18 protein-coding genes and 1 pseudogene are annotated in these 24,745 nt (G+C 38.8%); 9 read left to right on the forward strand and 10 right to left on the reverse strand.

Annotation, left to right across the window (positions count from 1 at the left end; all coding sequences use genetic code 11):
- Positions 1–536: 536 nt before the first annotated feature.
- Both IPM71_01335 and IPM71_01340 read right to left on the reverse strand, forming a co-directional pair.
- Positions 537–1,427 carry a hypothetical protein gene (locus tag IPM71_01335; protein QQS51393.1) on the reverse strand — a complete coding sequence of 297 codons (891 nt, stop codon included), beginning with the start codon at positions 1,425–1,427 and terminating at the stop codon, positions 537–539.
- Positions 1,428–1,755: 328 nt separating this feature from the next.
- Positions 1,756–2,880: an OmpA family protein gene (locus tag IPM71_01340; GenBank protein ID QQS51394.1), complete on the reverse strand. Its 1,125-nt coding sequence runs from the start codon at positions 2,878–2,880 to the stop codon at positions 1,756–1,758.
- Between the two features lie 417 nt (positions 2,881–3,297).
- On the opposite strand from IPM71_01340, the gene IPM71_01345 reads away from it, so the two are divergent.
- Positions 3,298–3,690, forward strand: a complete 393-nt coding sequence (locus IPM71_01345) for a radical SAM protein (GenBank protein QQS51395.1) — start codon at positions 3,298–3,300, stop codon at positions 3,688–3,690.
- 247 nt (positions 3,691–3,937) lie between these two features.
- A complete protein-coding gene (locus IPM71_01350) occupies positions 3,938–5,152 on the forward strand; it encodes an IS701 family transposase (protein ID QQS52760.1) in 1,215 nt (404 codons plus the stop codon).
- Here IPM71_01350 and IPM71_01355 read toward each other — a convergent pair.
- The 3 genes and pseudogenes from IPM71_01355 to IPM71_01365 form a co-directional block, all read right to left on the reverse strand.
- A complete protein-coding gene (locus IPM71_01355; GenBank protein QQS51396.1) occupies positions 5,141–5,419 on the reverse strand; it encodes a tetratricopeptide repeat protein in 279 nt (92 codons plus the stop codon). The two genes, IPM71_01350 and IPM71_01355, sit on opposite strands and share 12 nt — an antisense overlap.
- Before the next feature lie 689 nt (positions 5,420–6,108).
- Positions 6,109–7,182, reverse strand: a pseudogene (locus IPM71_01360) (IS3 family transposase).
- Between the two features lie 58 nt (positions 7,183–7,240).
- Complete coding sequence (locus IPM71_01365) at positions 7,241–10,642, reverse strand: hypothetical protein (GenBank protein QQS51397.1); 3,402 nt, start codon at positions 10,640–10,642, stop codon at positions 7,241–7,243.
- Between the two features lie 175 nt (positions 10,643–10,817).
- On the opposite strand from IPM71_01365, the gene ligA reads away from it, so the two are divergent.
- The 3 genes from ligA (at position 10,818) to IPM71_01380 (ending at position 14,565) form a co-directional block, all read left to right on the forward strand.
- Entirely contained in the window at positions 10,818–12,821 is a 2,004-nt protein-coding gene (ligA, locus tag IPM71_01370; protein ID QQS51398.1) for an NAD-dependent DNA ligase LigA, read from the forward strand.
- Between the two features lie 225 nt (positions 12,822–13,046).
- Entirely contained in the window at positions 13,047–13,676 is a 630-nt protein-coding gene (locus IPM71_01375) for a hypothetical protein (protein ID QQS51399.1), read from the forward strand.
- A gap of 10 nt (positions 13,677–13,686) precedes the next feature.
- Entirely contained in the window at positions 13,687–14,565 is an 879-nt protein-coding gene (locus IPM71_01380; GenBank protein ID QQS51400.1) for a 4-hydroxy-tetrahydrodipicolinate synthase, read from the forward strand.
- Between the two features lie 35 nt (positions 14,566–14,600).
- On the opposite strand, the gene secA is transcribed toward IPM71_01380, so the two are convergent.
- From secA to IPM71_01405, 5 genes are all read right to left on the reverse strand, one after another.
- A complete protein-coding gene (gene secA, locus IPM71_01385; GenBank protein ID QQS51401.1) occupies positions 14,601–17,918 on the reverse strand; it encodes a preprotein translocase subunit SecA in 3,318 nt (1,105 codons plus the stop codon).
- 281 nt (positions 17,919–18,199) lie between these two features.
- Entirely contained in the window at positions 18,200–18,706 is a 507-nt protein-coding gene (locus tag IPM71_01390; GenBank protein ID QQS51402.1) for a ferritin, read from the reverse strand.
- An 82-nt stretch (positions 18,707–18,788) separates the two neighbouring features.
- Complete coding sequence (locus tag IPM71_01395) at positions 18,789–21,020, reverse strand: NADP-dependent isocitrate dehydrogenase (protein ID QQS51403.1); 2,232 nt, start codon at positions 21,018–21,020, stop codon at positions 18,789–18,791.
- Between the two features lie 77 nt (positions 21,021–21,097).
- Positions 21,098–21,766, reverse strand: a complete 669-nt coding sequence (locus tag IPM71_01400) for a hypothetical protein (GenBank protein ID QQS51404.1) — start codon at positions 21,764–21,766, stop codon at positions 21,098–21,100.
- Positions 21,714–22,820, reverse strand: coding sequence for a DNA polymerase III subunit gamma/tau (locus IPM71_01405; GenBank protein ID QQS51405.1), 1,107 nt, complete (start codon positions 22,818–22,820; stop codon positions 21,714–21,716). Before IPM71_01405 ends, IPM71_01400 begins: the two co-directional genes overlap by 53 nt.
- Before the next feature lie 256 nt (positions 22,821–23,076).
- Between IPM71_01405 and IPM71_01410 the strand changes: the two genes are divergently transcribed.
- The 4 genes from IPM71_01410 to IPM71_01425 all read left to right on the forward strand — a co-directional run bounded on the left by IPM71_01410 (position 23,077) and on the right by IPM71_01425 (position 24,734).
- Complete coding sequence (locus tag IPM71_01410) at positions 23,077–23,655, forward strand: hypothetical protein (protein QQS51406.1); 579 nt, start codon at positions 23,077–23,079, stop codon at positions 23,653–23,655.
- An 82-nt stretch (positions 23,656–23,737) separates the two neighbouring features.
- On the forward strand, positions 23,738–23,923 hold the full coding sequence (locus IPM71_01415) for a hypothetical protein (GenBank protein ID QQS51407.1): 186 nt from the start codon (positions 23,738–23,740) through the stop codon (positions 23,921–23,923).
- Positions 23,924–24,105: 182 nt separating this feature from the next.
- The gene (locus IPM71_01420; GenBank protein ID QQS51408.1) at positions 24,106–24,453 is read left to right on the forward strand and encodes a 30S ribosomal protein S6; all 348 of its coding nucleotides are present in this window, start codon (positions 24,106–24,108) and stop codon (positions 24,451–24,453) included.
- Positions 24,454–24,455: 2 nt separating this feature from the next.
- Positions 24,456–24,734 carry a 30S ribosomal protein S18 gene (locus tag IPM71_01425; GenBank protein QQS51409.1) on the forward strand — a complete coding sequence of 93 codons (279 nt, stop codon included), beginning with the start codon at positions 24,456–24,458 and terminating at the stop codon, positions 24,732–24,734.
- Positions 24,735–24,745: the final 11 nt, after the last annotated feature.

Here is a 24,745-nt window from a genome sequence, read left to right on the forward strand (position 1 = left end):
ATTCAAGCAATTACGCAACTATGATCACCAACTCGCTTAAAATTCATAAGATACTCCTTCTAGTAATCTGGAATGTAATGAAGATTTTCTAGAACTTGTTTGCTTAGTTCTTCATAGGGTTAGTCTGCTCCCTCAATTGTTTATACAAATAAATCCATTTCAAGTAGATATTTTTCAAAAAATTCCTACATATAGACATCACTATCTACTTGAAGAAAAGGTTCATTTTGCAAACTATTGGCATACATTTTACCTAAGGCCCAAAATTATTCACTATAATGAAATAATCTATCTAGTTCAACAATTGTTTCAGCAAAAGGAATTTCAAATTCATTAATTAAATACTTCTTATAATAGAATCAATAACTAAAATACATCACCGTAAAATTCTCTAAGCTATAAGCAGCACTCATAAAAAAATGCTTTTCTTTAAGCCGGCCACCACTAGTTCGATCACTTGTAGTAAGTTTATGACGTTTATAAAATGATTTTTACCAGAAACCTTTAACGATTTTTATCATATGGGATATTGTAATTTATTTTTTAAAGTGATTATAAATTCTTTTAAAAACAGTTGGATATTCATTCATTAATCGGAGATAAATGTTTTCATTAATACCTACATGATTCTTCATCGTTGCTATTGCATGTACATAGCTTTTATATGGAACCATCGATAATCCTTTAATTTCAATATAATCATCACTAACATTTTGATATAGTCGTCCTATTTTTTGTTTAGATTTTAATGCGAGGCAATAAAAAAGGCTTTGCTCATAGAATAAATTGAACCACCCTAGGTCTATTTTTCTTAAATCTTTATAATTTTGATCAATAATTTTAAAAGCTTTTCCCGTGAAGTCTTTAAAAAACTGAATATTATTTCCACCAAGAATACCTGCATTTATTGCACTATATTCTCCAATACGACCGTAATTATGAACATATTCTTTCATTTCATCCGGGAAATAGCTCAAATATTCAATTGCTTGTTTGCTTAATTCTTGATAGGGGTATTTCGTCGCTTCAAAATTTTGCACAATTAAATCCTTTTTGAGTAAAGATTTTTTAAAAGGTTCCCATATGTAGACATCACTATCTACATGAAGAAAAGGCTCATTTTGCAAACTATAGGCATAAATCTTCCCTAGTGCCCACAATTCGTCACTATAATGATTTAATCTATCAAGCTCAACAATTGTTTCAGTAAAAGGAATTTCAAATTCATCTATAAGAAGTTTTTTACCAATAGAATCTGTAACTAAAACCACATCCGCATAAAATTCTTTAAGCTTTAAACAACTATATGCAGCACTTAAAAAATAATTCATTTCAGTTAACCAACCACCCTTTGCTCTATCATTTAGGTTGAGGTTATGTTTTTTATAAAATGGTTTTGACCAAAAACTTTGAACAATCTTAATCATAACTGCACTCAAAAATATCTTGTAAACGATAGTTAAATATGTAAATTATTTTTGAATTTATGTCTATATATATTGCAATTATAATATGTGAACTTTGGACACATATAAAATCCTAGCAATGAAGACATAATTAGACCTTGTTATTGTAGGAAACCATTTTAACCTATTTGTTTTGAAAGATATTGAATGGAGAAGTTATAGTGGAAGAGTTAAGGTCAATACAAAAAACATATGGCTTCCCGTTTTGTAATATAGTTTTATAAAAACAGATTACACTATATAAAACAATTTACATGCATTAAAAATTCAATAAACATTAATTATTTATTCATGGATTTATATATTTAATAATAATCTCTACTCTCCTATTTCTGCTCCTGCCATAATCAGATGAATTATTATCAATTGGGTATTTACTTCCTTTACCATAAAATTGTATTTTACTACCAGTTACTACATTAAGAGAAGAAATATATTCTGATACTGACTGTGCTCTTTTTTTGGAGAGTACATCATTATATAAATCGGTACCTATGTCATCAGTATGACCAATAACAGTGATAGAATCAATAGGAGTATTTATTTGATCTAAAACCGAATCAATTTTCTGGTAAAGCATTAAAGTTGGTTCGTAGCTATCAAAGGCAAACAATAGATCATTAAACAATAATATGGTATCTGTGGGATATGCCGGAAGAGTATTAGCATTTTTATTTTTATCAATACTACAATTGTCATAGATGTTAAATAATGAACAATTTACAGGATGTCTGTTGTTTTGATGATATATTTCACTTTTTGTTTTTAATATTATTGAAGTGTCATGTGTTGTGTTTAGAGGTATTAGTTCAATATTATCAACAAAGTAATAATAATCATGATATTCTTGAATTTCGCCCTTTTTAGGTTGCATACGCATATCTTGATCGTTTATGAAGTTTCCTATAATAATATAATTTGCTTCAGATTTCGCAATAAATTCATAGCTTACTTTTAACCATTCTTTACCCTTCTTATATTGTAAGAGGGATTTATTATTCTTAATCTCAATTTGCGGTGTGATATCCAGAATATTATATGGCTGGCTCAAAACTAAAGTGTCTGAGAATAAAATTCCAAGACTATTAATAAAAAGATTTTCAGGTAAAATTTCAAGTGTGATTCTATATTTTTTTCCATATTGTAAATTATCTCCTAATCTTGATTGTAGATATGATCTAACATTATTTACGGATAAATTATATACAACAAACCCAGAATAGTTAAAACTATAACGGGCAACATTCGTTGCTAAAATTGAACAGGTTTGTCTCCATGCTTCTGGAGAGCAAGGAGCATTCATTTCGGTACAGATGTTAACATCTTCAAAATTACCATTTAGTATGAGATTTTGTGCGAAACTTATCTTTGCTACAAACAGTGCAATAAATAGATAATATATTCTTCGTGTCATTTTAAGCTGTAGATAAATACTAGTTGACCAATAATTAATAAATTCAGTCTAAATGTCAGATTTGTAAATTATTATGTGACAAAATTGTTTTCTAATGCCGTAAATATAATAATACTTCTAACACGAACTTTGAAATGTTCTTTCTTAAGAATCATTAATAATATGAAGATGTAGACTCTAATCAATTTGTCGGTTATTAATTTCAATATGGCCAATAGTATTGAACCTTCATTATAAAACTTATATTTGTTTTATAATTTTTCAGAGAGTGCGACATAGATATTACTAGTTATAAAACGTGGAATTCTAAGAAAGTATTGTAGTAATTACATTTAAAATTGCACGTTTTATTGACAGTTGGTACTAAAGTCAAGGAATTAAAAATAAATAATTAAAGTTATATACAAAGTTAAAAATATGGCAAATATAATTTTCACGAATAAGTGTAATATAAGTTGTCCTTTTTGTTTTGCTACTGAGAATAATGAGGCAAATAAACAGTCGAATGATAAATTCAATATTTCAAAAGCATGGAGTATCAGTACCTTTATTAATAGTAAAAACTTTCGGTTCTGTGGTGGTGAACCTACCCTAAATCCAGAGATTAAAGAAACTATGGATTCTTTGTTAAATGGAGGGTATAAGCTGTTTTTCATGACCAACGGTATTTGGCCATCCGAATTTAAATCTTACTATGCGTCTTTGCATGATTCCCAGAAATTAAACATTAGTTTTTTGTTTAACGTATTGCCTCCTGAATTATATAGCCAAAATCAATTAAGTATACTTAATTCTACTTTAACAGATTAAACAAAACCCTTGTAAACATTGATATTTCAAGGAAATTCAGTATCTTCAATGCACAGAAAAACAGGCTTATCGTTCCGAAAAATGTTTAATACAACGTAAAAATAATAATCGATATGGAAAAACACTGACCTCTGTAATAGAGCGAGTTAGTGTTCACCTTAATGATTATCAGCATGTATTTTGTAATTCAACAAAGAAGTTCTTTGACAAAGCACAGCAATATTCATTAGGAATAATACAAAGTCAGATGCGCAATATTGAAAGAATAAGCGAAGATTTGGGAGCTAACTACCATCAAATGCAGCACTTTATAACTGAGTCTAACTGGGATCATCGAGTTTTGATAAATCAAGTAGCCCAGGAAGTAAGCCAGGTTTTACCCAAAAGAAAACTTACAGGATTGATTATTGATGAAAGTGGTTGGGTAAAAAAAGGCGACCATAGCGTAGGCGTTGGACATCAATATTGTGGGAATGTAGGGAAACTATCAAATAGTCAGGTTGCGGTATTTGCTTGTTTAAGTAATGGGGATTTTGCATCAATGGTTGATGCCCGACTATACCTTCCCAAGGCTTGGTGTGACGACAAGACAAGATGCGAAAAAGCAGGCGTTCCTGTAAAGCACCGAACATTTAAAACTAAGCTCGAACTGGCATTAGAAATTATTCGCCAGCAAGTAACCAATGGCATCATCTTCGATTTTATTGGAGGCGATGGTTATTATGGTAACGATGTGGATTTTGCCAGCAGCATAGATTTGCTTGGTTATCTGTACATGCTGGATATCCATAAAGACCAAAAAATATATTTGGAACGTCCTGACTTGGCTATTCCCGAGCGAAAAAGCAATAAGGGTCGTGAACCCAAGAAATTAAAAGCAACTACAGACGAATTAAGTGTATCAAAATATTTACAGACTTTAAATGACGAAAATTGGCAGCGTATTAGTGTTCGTAATACAGCCAAAGGAGTTCTTGTAGCTGACTATCATTTTATAAAGCTTTGGATAATCAATAACAGTAAAATGCAAGTAGAGCAAAGGTTACTGGTTATCCGTAAAACGAAAACCAAAGAAGGCAAGGACGAAATAAAATATTCTTTTACCAATGCTAATCTTGAACAATACACTAAGAAAGCTATAGCCTATATGCAAGCACAACGGTACTTTGTAGAACATTGCATAAAAGAATCAAAACAGATACTCGGGCTAGACCAGTTTCAGACACGAAAATGGCTTGCATGGCAACACCAGGTTGCATTAAACTTTTTGGTCTCGTCATTTATTTTAAAAGAAAAATTGCATTGCTTTGATGATTTACCTTTACTATCGGCTCGTGATATTAAAGAATTTATCACTTTTAAACTTTATAAACAGATGACCGAAGAACAAATGATTGATAGAATTTATGACCGGCATTTAAAACGACAGCGTGATATAAATTACTCATATTCAAAATTGTAAATCTGTTAAAGTAGAATTAATTACGGTGCTATAATCGGCAATGGCTTTTTTATATTCCTCCATGGCCAGAAAGGTATTCGCACGGTAATAATAAATTTCAATGTCAGAAGGATTACTTTTAATGGCGTTATTAAATTCTTTTAAAGCTTCTGCATAATTCTTCTTCTCGTAAAAATCGAGACCTTTCTTGGTTGATGAGTCCTGAGCATAAATAGCAACAAGACTAAATAATGTAATAATGATTGTATAAAGAGGTTTTCTGTACATATGTGGCTACCTCCTCTGCATTTGTTGCCTTCGAGCTGCTTGTTGCCTTAGGTGCTGTTTTTGAAGGGCACGGTTGTGCATGACTTTATGTTGCTGAAACTGTCTTGTCCTCTTCAGAATAAGTGTGCGTTGTTTATTGATCGCTAGCTGGCTTCGTTTTTGTTTGACCGACTGATAATTGTTATCGCGCAATACCAGAACCTGGTCGCGGGTAGTACCACGTAATGTTATGTCCGATCGAGCATCCTTCAACGCCGGAGACTTCGTTACCTGCGGTTCTTGGCAAAACCCAAGGGCTGACAACGCAAGAAAAAACAGAAGAATTGTGAATGGTTTCATGAGGATAAAAATAAGTCAGTACATTTTCATTTACAAATGCTTTGACAACATCCAATAAAAAAGGTTTAATACAAAAAAAATAAAATTCTGCATTCGATGGCAAAATCGACGAAATACCTTAAATATCCATAAAACTACCCAAAAGGAATTATTGACCCTCTTTAAATGGAATAGTAAGTGTTACTGTGGTACCATTTTGCATTTCACTGGCGACCTTTATTTCTCCATGGTTGAGCTGAAAGCTTCCCCTAATTAGTAGCATTTAAAATTAAACTTTTTAAATTAATGTTTATGTCCTGTTGAAATGTGGGAAACTTTGTTGGGCCTTGTGGGCGGTGAAGTTTTCCATATTTCAATAGGAATGATACCGGAGTGTGGTACATCAGCGAACTATGGGGTCGCTCATTATTGTAAGACCATAGCCATGCATTTGAGATTAGTTGTGCCTGTCGGATGTTTTCAAATAGGTAACTATCCAGAACTTCTTCACGATAGCTTCTGTTGAATCGCTCTACATAACCATTTCTATGCGGTTTTCCTTTGGGAATAAACTTGAGTTTTATATTCTTATCGTTTGCCCAGTCTTCCATAGCCTGGGCGATAAATTCCGGCCCATTATCAACCCTTATGTGTTCGGGTTTGCCTCTCCAGTCGATTAATCGTTCCAGTTCCCTGATTACCCGCAGACTTGTAATACTTGTACCTAAGGTGATAGTCAAAGCTTCCCGGTTAAAATCATCGATTACATTAAATGTCCTGAATTTAACTCCGTTATTAAGCACATCATGCATAAAATCCATGCTCCAGGTTAAGTTAGGTAATAGCGGCTGTAACAAGGACTCCTGCGGGCGCAATGGCAGCCTTCTTTTACATTTTCTTCTCAAGTTAAGCTTCATCTCGGTATAAACCCGATAAACTCTTTTATGGTTCCAGAAATGATTTAATTGCCGCAGGTGATAGTGCATCATCCAAAATCCCCACCGGCGATGAACCTCTGCTAGTTCTGCCAGCTTGTCCTTAATTTCCTGATCATTCCCCGCAATGGGTTGATAATAATATACACTCTGGTATATATTAAATAGCACACAGGCCTGCCGAATGCTCAACGTGTGCCTTTGTTGAGCATAGGTTACCAATTCCCGTTTCTCTGCAGGCCTTAGAGCTTTTTTTTCAATTACATCTTTTAAAACCGTGATATGCAACGCCTGTTCAGCTACAATCTTCTTGTATTGCGAAAGTTCTCGTTCCAGTTCCTTAAGTCTTTTCAACTGGGTTACCTCCATCCCTGAATACTTTGATTTCCACTGATAAAAAGTTGGTTGGCTTATACCATGCTCCCGGCAGATATCCGAAACACTCTTGCCTTGGTCCTGCTCTTTCAGAATCTTGATGATTTGACTCTCTGTAAATTTTGTTGTTTTCATTCTACCAAAGTTAACGATTAAACTATATTTTTAATCGCTACTGTTTTGGGGGAAGCTTTCAGAGCAACATAAATTCGCGACAAAGAATAAGTCCCAAGCCTGTACCAACTTCACCATGGGTACCTTTGGTTGTTTCGGCTTTATCAATTTGAAAAAGTGATTTTAACCTGGCTTCGCTCATACCAATTCCAGAATCAGTGATCATTAATTCAAAAGCATCGCCGGCAGGCTTGCCATGTATTTGAATTATACCCTCGATTGAGGTAAACTTTATTGCATTTGAAATAAGGTTGCGAATTACCGTATTGATTGTAGGCATATCAAAATAGACCCTTACCTGAGTATCGAGTAAATTCTGAACTTGAATCTGTTTTTTTTCCATTGCCTCGCGATGAAGCAGCAGATTTTCGTCTATAACTGAATGCAATAAATGGTAACCTGGATCTATTGTTATTCGTTTCGATTGGGTACGTGCCCATTGAAGTAAGTTGGCAAGCAATTCGTGCAGACTGCTCGCTGCATCGAAAATTCCATGCAGAAATTTTAATTGTTTCTCCCTTTCAAAATCATCAAACCGATCGAGTAGCAACTCTGCAAGACCCAATATACTGTTTAATGGGTTCATCAGATCGTGGGCAATTATATTGAAAAACTTATCTTTAGTGGCATTTATCTGTTTCAGCTCTTCATTCTTCTGTGCAAGAGAATCTGCCTGAACCTGCAATTCGTGGGCTTGATCCTCAATTTTAAGGCTCCGCTGATTCAACTCGATATTTATATTCGTCAAATCGTTTGTAAATTTTAGTAACTGGTGATTTGATTCATCAAGTTGTTGTTTCTGCTTTTCGAGCAATTCATAATTTGATTTCAACTCTGTAGTTTTGGCAGCAACCTTGCGTTCAAGTATAATCTTTTGCATTTTGATGTTCGAAATGCGGTAACGGATAAAGAGCAGTATGCCTACAAACAATAAAAAAACCATGATGCCTCTAAACCACCAGGTTTGCCAATAGGGTGGATTAATGACTATTTCGAGCGAAATAGCTTGCGGATTCCAGACACCTTCGTGATTGGATCCCATCACCATAAATGTATACTTACCTGGACGTAAATGGGTATATGTTACCAATCGGTGCATTGCATCTGTTAGAATAAAATCTTGATCTACACCAATAAGTTTATATTTAAATAGATTGTACTCCGGAAATGCAAAACTGAGTGAGGAAAATTCGATTGCAATTACATCCTCACTATGATTGAGTATAATTTTATCTGTATATAAAATAGACTTCTGTAAAACTCCTTTTTTGTCAGAATCAATTGCTACCGGAACGAGAATGTTGTTTACCATAAGGCTGGTAAAGACCACAGGGGGTATCTCCGACCCTTTCCGGATACTGTCAGGGTAAAAGCTTGTATATCCCTTTAGTCCGCCAAAATATAACTCGCCAGAAGGTGCCTGGTAAGCACTTCCCCAGAAAAACTGATTCCCCTGTAATCCATCGTGTTCAAAATAATTTTCAATTTTTTTGTCCGGCACATTGTATTTACAGAGGCCCATGTTGGTGCCCATCCATAGATTCTGCAGGCTATCGCCCAGAATGGTATACACCACATCGTTTGAAAGCCCTTCGTTTAACGACACTTGTTCAAAACTGTTTAGGGACAAATTTTTATCGGAAAGATGAGCGATATGCAAGCCCTGGCTGTAAGTGCCTACAAACAAAAAATCAGGAAATAGTGCCTTATCGTAATAAAGTGAAATCACCCGGGGATCCTGCAGGCTATCTTGCTTTCCGCTGTGACTGGTAAAAAAACTGTGGCGAAAGGATTGATAAAAATTTGAACTATCCGAAGAGTTGAAGACAAAACGATGAAGCCCCCCATAAGTTCCCAGCCACAAGTTGTGGTATGCATCTTCTACAATGCAATTGCTTTGCACTGAGTAATTAGGATCGTAGCTTTGTTTGTTTTTGTTTTCATGAAAACGCTTTAACTCGTTCTGATGGGGTAGATACACATCAAGACCCTTTTCGGTACCAATCCATATATTGCCCCTGTGATCTTCGTAAAAACACATTACTATGTTATCCACCAGGGCTTTATGGTTTTTCTCCAGTTCAACCAGATTCTGAAATTTAGTACTCCCATCCTTAAGTAAAAAAGCCCCTGTACCCCAGGTTCCAATCCATATATTGTTTTTCGAATCCATAAAAAGGGTGGTAATAGAGCGGCTTGAGAAACTCAGACCTTTGTAGTTACCGGTACTAAGGTTATGTATTACTCCAGTTTGCTTATCAATAATTTCTATTCCATTGCTTAAAGTAGCAACCCAGGTATTTCCGTCTTTATCAATGGTGAAAGAACGTACAATTCCATCTTGTCGCTTAGCTTCCTCGTCTTCTTCACTTTTATAAGTGTTAAATGCTTTGGAATAGGGAAAAAAAGTATTCACGCCGCCATTGCTGGTACCCAACCAAACACTACCCGAATTATCCTGAAAAATGCATCTTATATCGCTACTCGACAAAGAAGTTGGAATTTTGCTGTTTCTACGGTATACCTTTAATGTATTATTTGCAACCCATTCAAACAATCCTTCACGAGTGGCAAAATAGCTTTTTCCATTCTCAAGCGTTTTGATTGCAAAAGCCTGATAGGTTAATATTTTTAAAAACTTTTGTTGAAGTGGATTGTATAGAAAAACTCCTTTGTCTGTACTCACCCACATTTTTCCATCGATATCAGCTTCCAAACTCTCAACATAAACCCCCTCCAAACCAGATTGATCGTCATCGGTACCAGAAAAGTATAAGACATTGCTGCTCTTAGGATCAATTACCTGGATTCCTCGATCGGTTGTGCCAATCCATATTTGATTTTGATTATCGAAAGTCAATTCAGTAACATTGTTGCTCACTAGTCTGCCTTTGGAGCTATTGGCATGACAATGCTGAATAACCTTAAAATTATAAGGATCGATGCAAAGAATACCTTTTTCTTCGCAGACAAGCCAAAGATTATTTTCAGCATCCTGTGCCATCCGAAAAATACGCTTTAGATTGCCAATAAGAGTATCGGATGTTTTATCCATTAACCGCACAAAAGATTCGGAATACTGATCATAATAAGCCAAGCCGTTCTCATTAGTCGCTACCCATAACCGGCCTGTATTGTCGACAAACAAATCGTTGATATAATTATTTGGTAGCGATGAAGAAGATGCGTTGTTTTTAAAAACTTTAAAACTATAGCCATCGAAACGATTGAGTCCATCGCTGGTGGCAATCCACAAAAAACCATTCGTATCTTGCTCGAAATCTACAATTACATAATTCGACAGCCCATCGTCGATGGAATAAGACCTGAATGCAATGTCTGCACCTTCAGTTTGTGCCCAAAGATTTAGGCTCAGAGCAATATCCACTGCCGCTAACAAGAACATTCGATAAAAACTCATCCCTTATTCCTCCCAAGCCTTAAAATACTAAAAAAATCGACAACTAATCATTGCCTGAGAAAAGTCATGAATACAACAAAGGCGCTCCCTTATTTTTTAAGTAGATTCCCAACAAGACGGAATCTACATTAAAAAGCTTTTTCAATTATCTTTATCGGGCCGAAAAATCTGTTGAATGAACAAAATTGAAATTGCCGGACGCATTGCCCATTTGCGCCATACCATCAACGAGCACAATTACCGCTACTATGTATTGGCTCAGCCAGAAGTGAGTGATTTTGAATACGATAGTTTGTTACACGAACTTATATTACTGGAAAAAGACAACCCGGAGTTTTTCGATCCGGCATCGCCCAGCCAGCGGGTTGGCAATGACAGTAACCAGGAATTTGAACAAGCCCAGCATGGTTTTCCTATGCTTTCGCTCGATAACACCTATTCAATCGAGGAAATAAGTGAATTTGAACAACGAAACAAGCGTTTACTTGACGAGGACTTCATCTATTGTTGCGAACTAAAATACGACGGGGCCTCCATTAGTCTTCGCTACGAAAACGGATTGCTTATGCGGGCCCTTACCCGGGGCGATGGTGAAAAAGGCGACGATGTTACTGCCAACATTAAAACTATTAAAAGTATACCGCTCCGACTTAAAACGAAAAATTATCCGAACAGTTTTGAAATAAGAGGCGAAGTTTTTATTCCACATGCAGGGTTTATTCGCATGAACGAGGAAAAGCGTGCTGCCGGAGAAGCAGAATATGCCAACCCGCGTAACACAGCCGCCGGAAGTTTAAAAATACAGAATCCGGCTATTGTTGCCACCCGCCCACTCGATTGCTTTTTGTATTACCTGATGGGAAGCCAACTCCCCACAAACAGTCACTTCCAGAATATGCAACTGGCTCACGAATGGGGCTTTAAGGTGCCTATGGAAATGAAGCTTTGCCACAACATGGCTGAGGTATTAGAATTTATTCAATATTGGGATGAGGCCCGAAAGCAGTTGCCCTATGATATCGACGGCATTGTTATCAAAATTAACGACCTGCAACAGCAAAAAGCCTTGGGTATGACTGCCAAGTCGCCCCGATGGGCCACTGCCTATAAATTTAAAGCCGAGCAAGCCGAGACAAAGCTTATAAGCATTGATTATCAAGTGGGCCGAACAGGTGCCATTACACCGGTAGCTAACCTTTCGCCCGTATTACTGGCAGGCACTACTGTGAAAAGGGCTTCTCTGCACAATGCTGATCAGATTGAATTATTAGACATACGGCTGAATGATTATGTGTATGTCGAAAAAGGAGGAGAAATAATACCTAAAGTAGTAGGCGTAAATAAAAACAGGCGCCTAGAGGGCTCCCCCTCGCTTCAATACATTAGCCATTGTCCCGAATGCCAGAGTCAGTTGGTGCGCAAAGAGGGCGAAGCCAAACATTATTGCCCCAACGAAAGAGGGTGCCCGCCGCAAATAAAAGGTAAGCTGGAACATTTTGTTTCCCGCAAAGCCATGGATATCGGAACAGCCGAAGCCACAATCGACCAGCTATTTAAAGCCGGTTATCTTAAGAGCATAGCCGATTTTTATACCCTCACCCGCGAACAATTGCTTGGGCTCGATCGATTTGCACAAAAATCAGCCGAAAAGCTTTTAGAAAGCATAGAGGCTTCTAAAAAAGTACCCTTCGAAAGAGTATTGTTTGCACTAGGCATACGCTATGTGGGAGAAACCGTGGCCAAAACTCTGGCCAGGCAGCTCAAATCAATGGATAACCTTATAGAAGCATCTTATGATGAATTGCTTGAAATTGAAGAAATAGGAGATAAAATAGCCCTTGAACTTAAGCGGCATTTAGCTGATCCATACGAAATAAGTGTAATTGAGCGGCTAAAAGCTAGTGGCCTGCAGTTTTCCATCACCGAATCGCTACCCTCCCTGGGTAAGCAGCTCGATGGTAAAAGCCTTATCATTTCAGGAATTTTCGAAAAATACAGCCGCGATGAATTGAAAATACTGATTGAGCAGCATGGAGGTAAAAACGTTAGCAGTATTTCGGCAAAAACCGATTACCTGGTTGCTGGGGACAAAATTGGTCCCAGCAAACTTGAAAAAGCTCAGAAACTAGGAATTCAAATTATTTCGGAAGAAGAGTTCTTATCCTTAATAATGGAATAATTCTTCGCCGCTAAAACAATTTAAAATTTCAACAGCTTAAAAATATAGTAGGCTTTTCGGTTGAATTTTGCTAAAATTGCACATTCAATGCTGAAAACTATATCCTTATAAGGTATTGAAGTATATTTGATGTGAATATAGATAGCAATAAAAGCAACCTGTGCAAAGGACAGGTACTATAATAATAGACTAAACAGAATAACAAGGGTGAAATTTGCAGGCAGATTGAGAACCAGGTATGGCGAAAATGTTTTAATCAAGAAAATAAAGCAGCAGAAACGTACCATACAATCATGTAACATCGATAATGCCCAATCCATTGGTATTCTTTTTAATGCTACTCATTCTGTTAGTTTTGAGATTATCAAAAACCTGGTAAAAGATCTTTCGGAGAAAAAAAGAACTATAATGGTACTGGGTTTTGTGGATAGCAAACAACTAATTGACCATTACCTTTACCGCAAAGGTTTTGAGTTCTTCACACGCAAAGAATTAAACTGGTACGAAAAACCAGAAAGCGAAGCGGTAACAGAATTCATGAAAAAGGATTTCGATCTACTTATCAGTCTGAGTCTTCAGGAAAACTACCCTCTTAAATACATTCTTTCATTGTCGAAAGCAAAGTTTAAGGTAGGTCGGCTTACTTCAGCACACGACTCTTTGGATTTAATGATTGATATCGACAAGGAAATTCAGGCCATGAACGACCTGCAAAAGGAGTTACAATCAGAAAACGAAAAAACCAAACCCCATTTGACCAGCTTCGATAGTATTGCCGACATTAAAACTTCCGTAGAACTGCAAACAAATTTTTTAATTAACCAGCTTCTGCACTACTTATCGAAGTTAAAATAACTGACCTTTTATGAACACAATTTTTGAAGGCACCGGCGTTGCCCTTGTTACACCATTTCAGTCCGATTTAAGCATCGATTTTTCTTCTCTCGAGAAGATTATCAACCATACCATTGCCGGGGGTGTAGACTTTTTAGTGGTGCTTGGTACAACTGGCGAACCAGCCACACTGAGCAAAGAAGAAAAGAAGGAATTAATTCGCTTTTGTATAGATAAAATAGATGGTCGTGTGCCACTGGCAGTAGGTGCAGGAGGAAACGATACTGCATCTGTTATAAAAGACATTGAGGCATTTTCAGGCCATGGAGTTTCAGGATGGTTGTCGGTGTCTCCCTATTACAATAAACCTAATCAGCGGGGAATTTTTGAGCACTTTAATGCCATTGCACTATCGACCAAACATCCAATAATCTTGTATAATGTTCCTGCTCGCACGGGCAGCAACATAATGCCCGAAACGGTTATTAGTCTCGCCGAAAAACATTCCAATATTGTAGCCCTCAAAGAAGCATCAGGCGATTTTTCGCAACTCATGCACCTTATTAAGTATAAACCTAAGAGTTTTCATGTCATTTCGGGCGATGATGCCCTTACCCTGCCTATGATTAGTTTAGGAGCGAAAGGTGTAATTTCTGTTGTAGCAAATTCACATCCCTATGAATTTAGCAGTCTCGTAAAGGCTGCATTGGCAAATGATTACCAAAAAGCAAGGGAATATCAATACCGTTTAGTAGACTATATAAACGCCCTTTTTACCGAAGGTAGTCCGGCAGGTATTAAAGCTTCGCTGGAAATATTAGGCGTTTGTAAGAAGCATGTTCGCCTGCCCCTGGTAGCGGTTTCTGACGAGCATTACCTGCGTCTTCAAAGTCTTATCAGCAGCATTTAAACCACGCACACTATTAAATTTTACAAACGAAAGAATTACAATTCATTCTTTCCGTGGCATTGCTTGTATTTTTTGCCACTTCCGCAAGGACAGGCTTCATTTCGGCCTACCTTTTTTTCAACTCTTACAGGCTGAACCCTTGATTCTGGTGCATTAGAGGGTTTGCGTTCATCCGATCCGCTGCCTCCTTCGAACGAAGACCCAAATTCGCTCTTGCTGGCCCTTAAATTATTCAGGTTGGTTCGGCGTGGAACTTCGCCCCTTTGAATCTGATTTGGATTTTCGATGGGAATATGTCCTTTCATTAGCACGCCTACAACTTCCTTGTTCACCTTGTCAATCATGGTTTTAAAGAGCTGAAACGACTCGAATTTGTAGATCAGCAGAGGATCTTTCTGCTCATAGGTGGCGTTCTGAACCGATTGTTTCAAGTCGTCCAGTTCACGAAGGTGTTCCTTCCAGTTGTCGTCGATGGTTGCAAGGCTTACCGTTTTTTCATAGCTGCGCAAAAGTTCTTCGCATTGGTTGTTTACGTTACGCTCGAGGTGTGTAATTACATTATAGGTTTTAAAACCATCGGTAACAGGGACAAGAATGTTTTCATAAGTTTTTCCCTGCTGCTCATACACATTTTTAATAATGGGCATTGCCTGGCTGCGCATTGTTTCCAACCGGCGGTTATAAGCCGCTCGTGCCGAGTGGTATAGTTTTTCTGCAATTTCCTGTTTCGAAAGTTTTAGGTATTCGTCATGATTGATCGGACAGGATATAGTAAGAAACCGTAATACCTCGAGGGTGAAATCATCGTAATCTACATTGCCATGATATTCCTCTACAATGCTCTCCGAAACGTCGTACATCATATTGGCTATGTCCACCTGAATGCGCTCACCGTGTAGCGAATGGCGCCTTTTGGTATAAATCACTTCGCGCTGGCTATTCATTACGTCGTCGTATTCCAGCAAGCGTTTACGAATTCCGAAGTTATTCTCTTCAACTTTTTTCTGTGCTCTTTCGATGGATTTGGTTATCATACTGTGCTGAATCACCTCTCCTTCTTTAAGCCCCATACGATCCATCAGGCCAGCTATACGATCAGACCCAAACAGACGCATCAGGTTATCTTCGAGCGATACATAAAACTGCGATGAACCCGGGTCGCCCTGACGTCCCGAACGGCCTCGCAACTGTCTATCAACACGCCGAGACTCATGTCGTTCGGTACCAATAATGGCCAAACCTCCAGCCTTCTTCACTTCTTCGGGAAGTTTGATGTCAGTACCCCTACCAGCCATGTTGGTAGCAATGGTTACCGAACCCGGCTTGCCTGCTTCGGCCACTACATCTGCTTCGCGCTGGTGAAGTTTGGCATTCAGTACCTGGTGCTTAATGCCACGCATTTTAAGCATGCGACTCAGGAGTTCCGATATCTCCACGGAGGTTGTACCGACCAATACAGGTCGGCCATCTTTTACAAGACCTACGCAATCATCTATTACTGCATTGTATTTTTCGCGTGTAGTTTTGTAAATAAAGTCCTGCCTGTCGTCGCGCGAAATGGGCCTGTTGGTAGGAATTACCACTACGTCGAGCTTATAAATATCCCAGAATTCACCTGCCTCTGTCTCTGCAGTACCAGTCATTCCAGAGAGTTTGTGGTACATCCTGAAATAGTTCTGAAGCGTAATGGTAGCATAAGTCTGGGTAGCTGCTTCGACCTTCACATTCTCCTTCGCTTCGATAGCCTGGTGGAGTCCGTCGCTGTATCGGCGACCTTCCATAATACGACCAGTTTGCTCGTCGACAATTTTTACTTTATTGTCTATTACCACATATTCCACATCCTTCTCAAACATGGCATAGGCCTTCAGCAATTGGTTTACAGTGTGTATTCGCTCCGATTTAATAGAATAGTCCTGCACCAGTTTATCTTTGGCTGAAAGCATCTGAATTTCAGAAAGACCTGAGCGCTCCAACTCGGCAATTTCGGTTCCGATATCAGGTAATATAAAAAAATTAGAGTCTTCGGTACTATTTGTAATGGTATCAACACCTTTATCGGTCAAGTCTACCGAGTTAAGTTTTTCGTCGATTACAAAATACAGTTCATCTGTTACCTTATGCATATTCTTGTTCGAATCCTGCATGTAGAAGTTTTCGGTTTTAAGCAGAAGGGCTTTGTTTCCTTCTTCACTTAAAAACTTTATAAGTGCCTTGTTCTTAGGCAGACCTTTAAATGCCTGAAGAAGTTTGAAACCGCCTTTTTCCTTGTTGCCATCTTTTAAAAGTTGCTTAGCTTCTGCCAGAAATTCGGTTACCAACTTACGTTGTGCATTGATAAGCTTTTCTACACGAGGCTTATAATCCTCAAATTCCTGGTTATCGCCTCTGGGGATAGGACCTGAAATGATTAAGGGAGTACGGGCGTCATCTATCAATACAGAGTCGACCTCATCGACAATGGCATAATGGTGCTTGCGCTGAACCAAATCGGACGGACTGGTGGCCATATTGTCGCGTAAATAGTCGAAACCAAACTCGTTGTTGGTACCAAAGGTTATATCGGCCTGGTAAGCAGCCCTGCGAGCAGCTGAGTTTGGCTGGTGTTTGTCGATACAATCAACCGAAAGGCCATGAAATTCATAGAGAGGCCCCATCCATTCCGAGTCACGCTTAGCCAGGTAGTCGTTGACGGTTACAATGTGCACGCCGCGGCCTGCAAGAGCATTTAAAAATACAGGCAAAGTGGCCACCAGGGTTTTACCTTCACCGGTAGCCATTTCAGAAATCTTACCCTGATGCAGCACAACCCCTCCAATGAGCTGCACATCGTAGTGCACCATATCCCAGGTTATTTCATTACCTCCAGCAATCCACCGGTTTTTGTAACGCGCCTTGTTACTAACAATTTCTACATGTGGATGTCGGGCTGCCAGATTACGGTCGTTTTCGTTGGCGGTAACCTCGACATATTCGTTTTCTTTGAATCTTCTGGCCGTTTCGCGCATAACAGCATAAGCCTCAGGAAGTACCTGGTTTAATACCTCTTCTAATTTTTGGTTTATATCCTTTTCAAGTTTATCAACCTGATCGTAAATGCTTTGTTTGGTCAGAATGTCTTCTTCCTTTTCAGCCTGGGCCCTAAGTTCTTGTACTTGTTGGTTTTCGCTGGCAATAAAATCAGAAATAGTCTTGCGAATCTGACCTGTTTTTTCGCGTAGCTCATCATTGGATATTGTTGCAAGAGGTGCATATGCCGCTTTGATTGTGTCGACAATGGGAGAAATCTCTTTTAAGTCGCGCAGGGATTTATTGCCAAAAAATACACTTAGTATGTTATTGATAAAGCTCATTATGGGTTTTTTAATTTTGTAATAGGGGCAGCAAATTTAATTTTTTTATCCTGAAAAGCCGAATTATGTGCCATAAATCTCCTTTGCAAAGTCAGTCTTATTTTGGAGCAATGAATAATTGACAATATGCTTGTCTAAAAATAATTTGAGTTTGCGTTAAGGCTTAATACAAAAGATTTACGTGTAGGCACTGTGCTTTTTTCAGGATTGAAAAAAAGAAAAATAAAATACCGCTCCGAATTTCTTCAGAGCGGTATATTTCTGTTACTGAGAATGCCAAATTATTTAGCCGGAGTGGCACTTTGAGTGCGCATACTAAGAATATCGCGGTCGAACATATACATATTCTCGCCGTTGAGCATATGCAGTTTGTCAAGTATTTCCTTTACACTGGCTTCTTCCTCGATTTGTTCGGTTACAAACCATTGCACCCAGTTTTGAGTAGTAAAATCTTTCTGTTCGATAGTTGCTGCAACAATGTCGTTAATCCACTCTGTGACTTTGTTCTCATGCTCCAACACAGACTCGAACATTTCTTTAACCGTACCGTGTTTTACGGGTGGCTGCTCCACCGCAGGAATAATGGCATGCCCTCCACGATCGTTGATGTAATTGACAAATTTGAGCATGTGTAATTTTTCTTCCTCGGCCTGTGCATAGAGCCATTTAGCAATTCCGGCATAACCCGTATGCTCAGCCCATGAGGCCATTGACAAATAAAGAAGTGAAGAGTACAACTCTTTTCCAATTTGCGAATTAAGTATAGATTCAATTTTAGGTTTCAGCATAGTATATAGTTTTTTTTCAGTGTATAAAAGTAACAAAAATATATGGCCTCTGGTTCAATAGTGCCGATTAAAGCAGCATTTCTTAAATCATCGGGTTTAAAATCCGGTTGAAGGTTTCGCTGGGCCGCATATGTTGGTTCGCAAGAGTTTCATCGGGTTGATAATATCCTCCTATATCCACTGATTTGCCTTGGGCAGTATTTAATTCGTTAATAATTTTAGCCTCATCAGCAGCCAATTTCTGGGCAAGAGGTGCAAAGGCACTTTTTAAATGTAAATCCGAATCCTGGGCAGCCAATTCGGTGGCCCAATAAAGGGCAAGGTAGAAGTGACTACCCCTGTTGTCTATTTCATGCACTTTTCTCGAAGGACTTTTGCCTGCGTTAAGTAAAGAAGCAGTTGCCCTGTCGAGGGTTTCGGAAAGAATGAGCGCCTTTTTATTTCCTGTTGTTTTGCCTAGATGTTCAAAGGAAACAGCCAGCGCCAGAAACTCTCCCAGAGAATCCCAACGCAAATGGCCCTCCTGCAAGAATTGTTGCACATGTTTGGGAGCCGAACCACCAGCCCCTGTTTCAAACAATCCACCTCCATTCATTAAGGGTACAATGGATAACATTTTCGCACTGGTTCCGAGTTCGAGTATGGGGAAAAGATCAGTGAGGTAATCGCGCAGTACATTTCCGGTTACCGAAATTACATCTTTCCCTTCCAGAATGGCTTTGAGCGTATAGCGTGTAGCTTCTTCAGGCGACATTATGTGTATGTCCAATCCCTGGGTGTTAAAATCGCTCAAGTATTGGTTTACTTTCCGGATGATATTGGCATCGTGCGCCCTTTTGTTGTCCAGCCAAAAGATGGTTGGCAGGCCTGTATCGCGTGCACGCGCCACCGCAAGTTTTACCCAGTCCTTTACGGCAGCATCTTTTGTGCTGCACATGCGCCAGATATCGCCTTTTTCCACTTCGTGTTCAATAAGTATGGTTCCATCTTCGTCTATTACCTGCACTTTCCCGGCTCCGGACATTTCAAATGTTTTGTCATGCGAACCATATTCCTCCGCTTTCTGAGCCATAAGGCCTACATTGGAAACACTGCCCATGGTGCGAGGATCGAAGGCACCATTGTTTTTACAAAATTCGATTACCTCTTTGTAAACTCCCGAATAGCAACGATCCGGTATCACTGCCTTCATATCCTGGGGTTTTCCATCAGGACCCCACATTTGTCCGGAAGTGCGAATGGCAGCAGGCATAGACGCATCGATAATAACATCGCTGGGCACATGCAGGTTGGTAATGCCCTTGTCGGAATTCACCATGGCCAAGGCTGGTTTTAGCTCGTACAAAGCCATAATATCAGACTCAATCGCACTCCTCACTGGCTGATCGAGTGTTTGAATTTTTTGGTAAACCTCTGCCAGACCATTTTTTGCATCTATTCCCAACTGAGAAAATGTAGTACTGTGTTTATCAAAAATCTCTTTATAAAATACCTTTACCACATGTCCAAAAATGATAGGATCAGAAACCTTCATCATGGTAGCTTTTAGATGAACTGAAAAGAGTACATTCTTTTCTTTGGCATCAGTAATTTGCTTTTCAAAAAAACTTATCAATTCACGTACCGACATGACAGAAGCATCAATTACCTCTCCTTCCTGCAAAGTCAAATTTTCTTTCAGTACTTTAATTGAACCATCGGCCACCACAAAGTTAACACGCATGTTTCCTTCTTTTTCGGCAATAAATGATTTTTCACTGCCATAAAAATCTCCTTTATCCATGCTGGCCACATGGGTATGCGAATCTTTGCTCCATGCACCCATTGAATGCGGATGTTTTCGTGCAAATTCCTTTACCGAGCGCGGCGCCCTTCGGTCGGAATTTCCTTCGCGTAATACCGGATTCACTGCACTTCCCTTAATGGCATCGTAACGCTCTTTGATGCTTTTTTCAACTTCGCCGGAAGACTTATCGGGATATTCCGGAACCATAAAACCATGTTCTTGCAACTCCCTGATAGCTGATTTCAGCTGCGGCATCGAAGCACTTATATTGGGCAGTTTAATAATGTTAGCTCCGGCTTGCCTGGTTAAATCTCCGAGGAAAGAAAGTGCATCTTCAACGCGCTGGTTTTCTTTTAGGTATTCAGGAAATGCAGCTAAAATGCGACCGGCTAATGAAATATCGCTTAACACTACTTCGATCTCAGCTTGAGTTGCAAAGGTTTTCACAATAGGTAAAAGTGAATAAGTAGCCAGAGCCGGCGCTTCGTCTGTTTTTGTGTAATGGATTACTGGACGGATAGTGGGCATTTTTGTAGTTATTTAAGTATTTTTTTGATTTTATTTTGAATCGATCAATTTATAAAACACTGTTTTCGGGCTTATGTTTAATCGAAATCGAGTTTGAATTTGGTTTTTAGCTCTTGAAGTGCTGGATTTTTTTCAATCATTTTCAGCAGTTTCTCCCCTTCGCTCAGGAAATTGGGTTTTTCCATCTTTTCAGCTTCCACCACAAATTCACCAATGGTAATGAACTCGTTTTGCAAGTTTTCTTTGAAATAGCGCAGAAGAGCGGGCTTGAGTCTTGTCTGAAACTCAGAAAGTAGGGCGTTGTTCTGAAATTTAAGGACGATTCTTTCTGGCTCCTCCCACTCGGGAACAATGGATTTTAGGGCCGCGTGCATCCTTTGATCCTTATTTCGGATTGAATCGACAAATAAACCCCAGCGCTCATCGATATTCTCTTTACTAATTGCATTGCGGGGCAACCCGGTATCCGAATTATGCAAGTCAACTTTAGAATTAGCTTGTGATTCCTCTTTACCGATCTGGCTAATTTTCGAAAGAGTATCTTTAAGAGACGGTGTGCGCGTTGTAATGGACTTTACAAAGGATTCTGGCGTTTTTGCTTTTGGTACAACCTCAGAATGAACCGGCGCTGCAATATTCTTTGAAATACTCAGGCCTTCGTTGCCGGTAAGAAAAAGTGTTTTACCACTTAGCTTATTTTTTTTTTTCGCTGCCCCGGTTGCAGATCCGAACCAGGCAAAGTTCAATGTGAAGCCGTTGATTTTTACTGGCCTTGTAATTGATGTCGGCATCGGAACAATATTCCAGCACATCAAACAAGAAGGCCTGATCGCATCGGGCTGCCTGGGCAAGGTATTTTTCCCTTATCGAATCGCCTACCTCGAGCAGTTGCACCGTAGTTTCGGCTTTGCAAACCAGAAGATCGCGCAAATGACTACTCAATCCATTAATGAAATTATGTGAATCGAAACCATTACGCAAAATCTCGTCAAATACTACGAGACTTTTTGATACATCACCTGCTAAAAAAGCATCGGTTAACGTAAAATAATACTCATAATCGAGAATATTCAGGTTATCAATAACGCCCTGGTAGGTTACTTTACCGTTTGAAAAACTGACTACCTGGTCGAACACCGATAAGGCATCGCGCATGGCGCCATCCGATTTTTGCGCAATAATATTAAACGCTTCCAGCTCGTATTCGATCTTTTCTTTTTGTGCAATAGCCGACAAAAAATCGACCGTATCCTTTATCTGAATTCGATTGAAATCGTAAATCTGGCATCGCGACAGAATTGTAGGAAGAATTTTATGTTTTTCGGTAGTAGCTAAAATAAATATCGCATGCTTAGGAGGCTCTTCGAGTGTTTTCAGAAAAGCATTGAATGCCGACTGCGACAACATATGAACCTCGTCGATGATGTAAACACTATAACGGCTTATCTGCGGCGGTATTCTAACTTTCTCGATCAGGCTCCTTATATCGTCGACTGAGTTATTCGAAGCGGCATCGAGCTCATGGATATTGTAAGAACGGTTTTCGTTAAAACTAAGGCACGATTCGCACTGGTTACAAGGTTCGGCTTCTGGCGTAAGATTCTGACAATTGATGGTTTTTGCAAGAATGCGGGCGCAGGTAGTCTTTCCTACTCCACGCGGACCGCAAAATAAATAAGCCTGAGCCAGGTGTCCCTTGCTAATAGCATTCTTCAGGGTAGAAGTAATGCTCCGCTGACCTACCACCGATGCAAAGGTAGTAGGACGGTATTTACGCGCGGAAACAATAAAATCGGACATCGGCTTGTTTTATTCAATCGCAAATATACTTATTCTTATTTTGAGTCAAAGCCTTAAGAAAAATGAAGTCCAATATTTGACAGATATCTGACTGATTTACAGAGAGTAAATATTTTATCATGCATTATCAACAAGGCTAAAATGAATTACAATTTTTATTATTGAATCAGATTTCCTTAATTTTGTTCTTTGTATATACCACCACCGTTAGATGGGATAGATACAAACCATAAACAACCAAACCAACCAAACCAACATGATGAACATTGATTGCTATGAAAAGGTAATCAAATGGTCATATAAACTTGCTGCAATATGGGCAAAAGACCATTTGGTTCCACAAGGCATAAACTCTTCCCGTAAGTTCGATGCCTACAAAAGGGCTGGCAAATACCTTCCTAAAAACTTTCCGCGTAAACCCGACGAGTTCTTTAAAAAGACCGGGGTATGGAAAGGCTGGAACGATTTTTTTGGAAAAACCGGCCAGTATTCAAACAATTATTACTTGAGCTACCAGAAAGCTTCAGAATTTTGCAAGTTGAGCGGAATTCGAAACTCTATCGATTACCGAACATGGAAAAACAGGCCTGAAAAATTACCCGCCCGCCCCGATCAATATTATAGAACTGAGTGGATAGGCTGGCAGGAATTTTTAGGGCAACAATACAGCCTGCCCAAGAGACAGGTTTATTCGAAACTCAGCGAAAGTGATGTACGCATCATTAAACATCAACTGGGACTGGGCATATCAGGAGTATTGCTGGCTAAGAATTTCGGAGTTTCGGAGATGCAGATAAGCCGCATTAAGAAAGGAGCAAACTGGGCTGAAGTTTAACCTTCAGTTGATCTGAAAAATAACGATAGATTCTGCTTACTAATTATTACTTTTAGTAACATTTTTTTCTAAATCATTTACTATGGGATCAAAAATTCACGAATCAGCTCCGGCAAACGCAGTGTATGGAATAGGCCTGATTGGCGCTGCTATTTGGTATATTTCCAATGCCACCACATTTTGGTTGGGCGTTTTAGGCTTTTTGAAAGCACTTGTCTGGCCAGCCTTTCTGGTATACGAAGCCTTTAAGTTTTTACAGATAAATTAGCCAGCCTGATCCTGATTAAGGACTATTTGAATGAAATATTTTTATTCAAATAGCATTTTATTTGCAACATTAAGCTTGGCAAAAACGAAATATAATGATCTGTTTGTTTGGTATAAAGCGGATTTAAATTATCTTTGCGGCTCGAAAAAATAAACTTATTTATTAATTAAATTTTTTTAGTAATGACGAACCGATACGAAACCGTTTTCATTGCAACTCCCGTTTTGTCTGAGGCACAGATGAAGGAAGCGGTTGACAAGTTCAAGAAACTGATCACCGACCATAGCGGTGAAATAGTTCACGAAGAGAATTGGGGACTGCGTAAGCTTGCCTACCCCATTCAAAAAAAATCAACTGGCTTCTACTACCTCTTAGAGTTTGCTGCTCCGGGCGAATTTATTGCTACCCTCGAAACAGAATACCGTCGCGACGAAAGAATCATCAGATTTCTGACATTCAAAATGGAAAAATATTCTGTTCAATATGCTGAGAAAAAACGTGCTAAAAACCAACAAAAAGTAGAGGCTTAATTATGAGTGCAACAAATAACGGACAAGGAGAGATCAGGTATCTTACTCCTCCCACCATCGAAAATAAAAAGAAAAAGTTTTGCCGTTTTAAGAAAAACCGCATCAAATATGTCGATTACAAGGATGCAGAATTCCTTAAACGCTTTCTGAACGAGCAGGGGAAAATTCTTCCCCGTCGTATTACCGGTACTTCGCTTAAATTTCAACGCAAAGTGGCTACTGCCGTAAAACGTGCCCGTCACCTGGCCTTATTGCCCTATGTAACCGATTTAATGAAATAATTCAATCTTCA

The sequence above is a fragment of the Bacteroidota bacterium genome (assembly GCA_016699695.1).
Lineage (GTDB): Bacteria > Bacteroidota > Bacteroidia > Bacteroidales > UBA10428 > UBA10428.

Bases quoted from the DNA above. Each gene is read 5' to 3' on its own strand.
- IPM71_01335 (QQS51393.1), bottom strand. From the start codon at position 1,427: ATGATTAAGATTGTTCAAAGTTTTTGGTCAAAACCATTTTATAAAAAA.
- IPM71_01340 (QQS51394.1), bottom strand. From the start codon at position 2,880: ATGACACGAAGAATATATTATCTATTTATTGCACTGTTTGTAGCAAAG.
- IPM71_01345 (QQS51395.1), top strand. From the start codon at position 3,298: ATGGCAAATATAATTTTCACGAATAAGTGTAATATAAGTTGTCCTTTT.
- IPM71_01350 (QQS52760.1), top strand. From the start codon at position 3,938: ATGCGCAATATTGAAAGAATAAGCGAAGATTTGGGAGCTAACTACCAT.
- IPM71_01355 (QQS51396.1), bottom strand. From the start codon at position 5,419: ATGTACAGAAAACCTCTTTATACAATCATTATTACATTATTTAGTCTT.
- IPM71_01365 (QQS51397.1), bottom strand. From the start codon at position 10,642: ATGAGTTTTTATCGAATGTTCTTGTTAGCGGCAGTGGATATTGCTCTG.
- ligA (QQS51398.1), top strand. From the start codon at position 10,818: ATGAACAAAATTGAAATTGCCGGACGCATTGCCCATTTGCGCCATACC.
- IPM71_01380 (QQS51400.1), top strand. From the start codon at position 13,687: ATGAACACAATTTTTGAAGGCACCGGCGTTGCCCTTGTTACACCATTT.
- secA (QQS51401.1), bottom strand. From the start codon at position 17,918: ATGAGCTTTATCAATAACATACTAAGTGTATTTTTTGGCAATAAATCC.
- IPM71_01390 (QQS51402.1), bottom strand. From the start codon at position 18,706: ATGCTGAAACCTAAAATTGAATCTATACTTAATTCGCAAATTGGAAAA.
- IPM71_01395 (QQS51403.1), bottom strand. From the start codon at position 21,020: ATGCCCACTATCCGTCCAGTAATCCATTACACAAAAACAGACGAAGCG.
- IPM71_01405 (QQS51405.1), bottom strand. From the start codon at position 22,820: ATGTCCGATTTTATTGTTTCCGCGCGTAAATACCGTCCTACTACCTTT.
- IPM71_01410 (QQS51406.1), top strand. From the start codon at position 23,077: ATGATGAACATTGATTGCTATGAAAAGGTAATCAAATGGTCATATAAA.
- IPM71_01415 (QQS51407.1), top strand. From the start codon at position 23,738: ATGGGATCAAAAATTCACGAATCAGCTCCGGCAAACGCAGTGTATGGA.
- IPM71_01420 (QQS51408.1), top strand. From the start codon at position 24,106: ATGACGAACCGATACGAAACCGTTTTCATTGCAACTCCCGTTTTGTCT.
- IPM71_01425 (QQS51409.1), top strand. From the start codon at position 24,456: ATGAGTGCAACAAATAACGGACAAGGAGAGATCAGGTATCTTACTCCT.